A 4,427-nucleotide genomic window follows, 5' to 3' on the forward strand; every position below is an offset into this window, starting at 1 on the left:
GATGCGTCGGACGGGCAGGTCGTGTGGCTGACCGTGCCGAGTTACACCCTGGGCATGGCCGTCGGCGAATGGGAGGCGATTCGGGCCTACATGGAAGAAGGCCCCAGCGCCCTGCCGCAGCCGATGATGGGCCCGGAAATGGAGGAAGGCACCGTGGCGTTCTTTCACATGTGCCGCAAAGGTTATCGGCACGATCACTGGTACATCCGCTACCTGTTCGGTTTTCTGCTGATCCAGTTCTGCAGCGGCTGGACCCTGCCCTGCCGCATCGCCGCCTGGGTCGAGCGCCTGCCAAAAAAAGCCTTCCCCAAAACCGTGCTCGACTGGTCCAAACCCCTGCCGCCCGAGCAATGGCAACCCCCCAGCGACGAACTGATCCAGCAGAGCGAAGCCGTGCGCAAGACGCTGCGAAAGGGGCTGACCGTGTTCGATCATTTCGCTCTACAGCCGGGACATGACCAGATCAGGCACCCAACGACTGAACCGGAGAATTCGTAACAACCCGTTGCCTCGACGCCAGCAAACGATAATCCCTCTTATTCAAACGGCACGAGGCTGATAAGCTTGCACGCCCTGATTTTCGTCTCTTTGCAGGATGTGTATGGCTACGCGGCTTCGTCTGTCTCTTGCGCTGTTCACGGCCCTGGCCCTGAGCGCATGTGATGACGCCCCGCGTTTCACCCATGCCGAACCGGGCGAGGCCTTGTCCGGTGGCAGCGCGACCGTGAAGAAGAGCGACCAGAATGCGTTTTCCCTGCCATCGGCCAATCTGTCGCCGGTACGCCGTCTGGACTTTAGCGTCGGTAACAGTTTCTTCCGCAGTCCGTGGGTCATTGCGCCGTCCACCACCACTGCCCGTGATGGGTTGGGGCCGCTGTTCAATACCAATGCCTGCCAGAATTGCCACATCAAGGACGGTCGTGGCCATCCGCCCGAGCCGGGTGACAGCAATGCCGTGTCGATGCTGGTCAGGCTTTCGATCCCTGACGATCCGGCATTTGCCGAGTTGATCCAGCGTAATGGCGTGTTGCCTGAGCCGACCTATGGCGGGCAACTGCAGGACATGTCCAATCCCGGCGTTGCACCCGAGGGCAAGGTTCGGGTCGAGTATGATGCGATGCCGGTCAAATTCCGGGATGGCACGGTGGTCGAGTTGCGCCAGCCCACGCTGCGCATCACCCAATTGGGCTACGGCCCCATGCACCCCGACACGCATGCGTCGGCACGTATCGCTCCGCCAATGATCGGCCTCGGGCTGCTCGAAGCGATTCCCGACGAGGCGATTCTGGCCAACGCCGACCCGGACGATAAGAACGACGACGGCATTTCCGGACGCGCCAATTGGGTCTGGGATGACGCGCAACAGAAAGTCGTCATGGGCCGGTTCGGCTGGAAAGCCGGGCAACCGAACCTCAATCAGCAAAATGTGCACGCGTTCTCGGGCGACATGGGGCTGACCACCAGCCTGCGCCGTTTCGACGACTGCACCCCCGCTCAGACCGACTGCCTGGCGGCACCGAACGGTAAGGGTCCGAATGGGGAGCCGGAGGTCAGCGACAACATTTTGCGTCTTGTCGAGTTCTACACGCGTAACCTTGGCGTTCCGGCGCGCCGTGATGTCGAAGCTCCGCAAGTGCTGGCGGGCAAGAATCTGTTTTTCCAGGCCGGTTGCCAGCAGTGCCATACCGCGTCGTTCACGACTCGAGCGGACGCTGCCGAACCCGAGCTGGCCAATCAGCAGATTCGTCCTTACACCGACCTGTTGCTGCACGACATGGGCGAGGGGCTGGCCGACAATCGTACCGAGTTCCAGGCCACCGGACGTGAATGGCGCACCCCGCCACTCTGGGGTCTGGGCCTGACCCGTGCGGTCAATGGGCACACGCAACTGCTGCATGACGGTCGCGCCCGCAACGCACTTGAGGCGATACTCTGGCACGGCGGCGAAGCCCAGGCGGCTCAACGACAGGTATTGGCGTTCAATGCCGAACAGCGCGAGGCGTTGTTGGCGTTTCTAAACTCATTGTGATTTTTCTCTTTCAAGCATAAGGAGCCGGACATGTTCCGACCCAAGTTGTTGCTGACCAGCCTTGCGGCGCTTGCCTTGGGTGCCTGTTCGCCATCTGATCCTCAGGCTGTCACCTCTGCGGCCATCGCCAAACAGGTGATCCTGCCGACCTACAGCCGCTGGGTCGACGCTGACCGTCAATTGGCGACCAGTGCGCTGGCGTTCTGTCAGGGCAAGACGGATCTGGCAACGGCGCGTGCCGATTTTCTCAAAGCGCAGAAAACCTGGGCCGAATTGCAGCCCCTGCTGATTGGTCCGCTGGCCGAAGGCAACCGTGCCTGGCAGGTGCAGTTCTGGCCGGACAAGAAGAACCTGGTCGGGCGTCAGGTTGAACAACTGGTTACCGCCCAACCTCAGATCAACGCCGAAGAACTGTCCAAGGCCAGCGTCGTGGTTCAAGGCTTGTCGGCCTACGAATACATTCTGTTCGACGCTGAAATCGACATGGCCAATGCCGAGCAGAAAGCCCGCTATTGCCCGCTGCTGATGGCCATCGGCGAACGTCAGAAGACACTGGCCGAGGAAATCCTCAGCCGCTGGAACAGCAATGACGGCATGCTCGCGCAACTGAGCAAGTTCCCCAACCAGCGCTATGCCGACTCGCACGAAGCCATTGCCGAACTGCTGCGGGTCCAGGTAACCGCGCTGGACAGCCTGAAGAAAAAGCTCGGCACGCCGCTGGGCCGTCAGAGCAAGGGCCAGCCGCAGCCGTTCCAGGCCGATGCGTGGCGCAGCAAATCGTCGCTCAGCAGTCTGGAAGCCAGTCTGGCCAGCGCCGAGACCGTGTGGACCGGCGTCGATAACAAAGGCCTGCGCAGCCTGCTGCCCACCGATCAGAAACCGCTGGCTGACAAAATCGACGCGGCCTACGCTGCGAGCCGAAAACTGCTATCGGAGCTCAAACCGCCTCTGGCCGATCTGCTGGCCACCGACGCTGGACGCCAGCAGCTCAATGCGTTCTATGACAGCCTGAACGTGGTCCATCGTCTGCACGAGGGCGAGCTGGCCAAGGCGCTGGGCATTCAGTTGGGCTTTAACGCCAACGACGGCGATTGATCGAGAGGTGAACGTGATGTTTCGACGTCAGGCACTGGCCATCGGTGGTCTGCTACTCAGCGCTTTCACGCTGGACGGCTGGACGCTGTTCAAGCGAAAAGAACAGGGCCCACTGCTGCTGTCTGCCCGCGACGATGCCGACGGCAGGCACTACGCCGTGGGGTACCGGCTGGACGGTACGCAGGAATTCGCCACACAAGTGGGCCAGCGCTGCCACGACATCATCAACCACCCTGCTCTGCCTCTGGCGGTATTCGTCGCACGTCGACCGGGCACCGAGAGCTACCTGATCGACCTGCGCGACGGCAGTCTGCTGCAGACCATCACCTCGCAACCGGACCGGCATTTCTACGGCCACGCGGTGATTCATGGTGATGGCGAATGGTTGTACGCCACCGAAAACGATACCCGCGACCCCGGTCGCGGACTGTTGGGAGCTTATCGGTTCGTCGACGAGCGCCTGGTGCATGCCGGTGAGATGTCCACCCACGGGATCGGCCCGCATCAGGTGTCCTGGATGCCGGATGGCGAAACGCTCGTTGTCGCCAACGGCGGCATTCGCACCGAGGCCGAAAGCCGAGTCGAAATGAACCTCAACGCCATGCAGCCCAGCCTGGTGTTGATGCAGCGGGACGGCACGCTGCTGAGCAAGGAAAGCCTCGCCCAGCAGATGAACAGCGTGCGCCACATGGGTATTGCCAGCGATGGCACGATTGTCACGGGTCAGCAGTTCATGGGCGACGCCCACGAGTTATCGGAGCTGCTGGCGATCAAACGGCCGGGTCAGCCGTTCCAGGCCTTTCCGGTCGCTGAAGCGCAACTGCGCGCCATGAATCACTACACCGCCAGCGTCGCGGTCCACAGCGACCTGCGCCTGGTGGCACTCACGGCTCCACGGGGCAACCGGTTCTTCATTTGGGATCTGGACAGCGGCGCCGTGAAACTGGACGCCCCGTTACCCGATTGCGCCGGCGTCGGCGCGGTGGCGGATGGCTTTGTCGTCACCTCCGGACAAGGGCGCTGCCGTTTCTACGACTGCCGCCAGGCGGACCTGCTCGCCACACCGCTGGACCTGCCGACCGGGTTCTGGGACAACCACCTGCATCTGGCTCAGGCGTGACCGGGCGCGGACGTTTCCGCGCCCATCCACTGCAACGCTAAGGACTCTCCGATCAAGTTGCCGCAAGTCAGCGGAAAGTCGGAAATTCACCCGGCAAACAGCGTTATCCGCTGAAAATCGAACGATGCCTCATACAGGGAGGGCGTTTTCGCCCGCTCTCCCGAGTTAAGCGCGCAACTCACC

General features: G+C 62.0%; 4 protein-coding genes. All 4 read left to right on the top strand.

The genetic code is table 11. The features are described 5' to 3' along the window. On the top strand, positions 1 to 498 hold a 498-nt coding region (locus BZK31_RS25155; RefSeq protein ID WP_102136525.1), incomplete at its 5' end, for a hypothetical protein. 103 nt (positions 499 to 601) lie between these two features. Further along, entirely contained in the window at positions 602 to 2,029 is a 1,428-nt protein-coding gene (locus BZK31_RS25160) for a di-heme oxidoreductase family protein (RefSeq protein ID WP_083185966.1), read from the top strand. A 30-nt stretch (positions 2,030 to 2,059) separates the two neighbouring features. Then, entirely contained in the window at positions 2,060 to 3,124 is a 1,065-nt protein-coding gene (locus tag BZK31_RS25165; protein ID WP_083185967.1) for an imelysin family protein, read from the top strand. Positions 3,125 to 3,140: 16 nt separating this feature from the next. Beyond that, positions 3,141 to 4,244 (top strand): DUF1513 domain-containing protein, encoded by a 1,104-nt coding sequence (locus BZK31_RS25170; protein ID WP_083185969.1) that lies wholly within the window; start codon positions 3,141 to 3,143, stop codon positions 4,242 to 4,244. The last annotated feature ends 183 nt before the right edge of the window (positions 4,245 to 4,427 follow it).

Origin of the sequence: Pseudomonas floridensis (assembly GCF_002087235.1) — a bacterium.
Lineage (GTDB): Bacteria > Pseudomonadota > Gammaproteobacteria > Pseudomonadales > Pseudomonadaceae > Aquipseudomonas > Aquipseudomonas floridensis.

What these genes read in the sequence shown, in the direction of transcription:
- BZK31_RS25160 (WP_083185966.1), top strand. Translation starts at nt 602, where the DNA reads ATGGCTACGCGGCTTCGTCTGTCTCTTGCGCTGTTCACGGCCCTGGCC.
- BZK31_RS25165 (WP_083185967.1), top strand. Translation starts at nt 2,060, where the DNA reads ATGTTCCGACCCAAGTTGTTGCTGACCAGCCTTGCGGCGCTTGCCTTG.
- BZK31_RS25170 (WP_083185969.1), top strand. Translation starts at nt 3,141, where the DNA reads ATGTTTCGACGTCAGGCACTGGCCATCGGTGGTCTGCTACTCAGCGCT.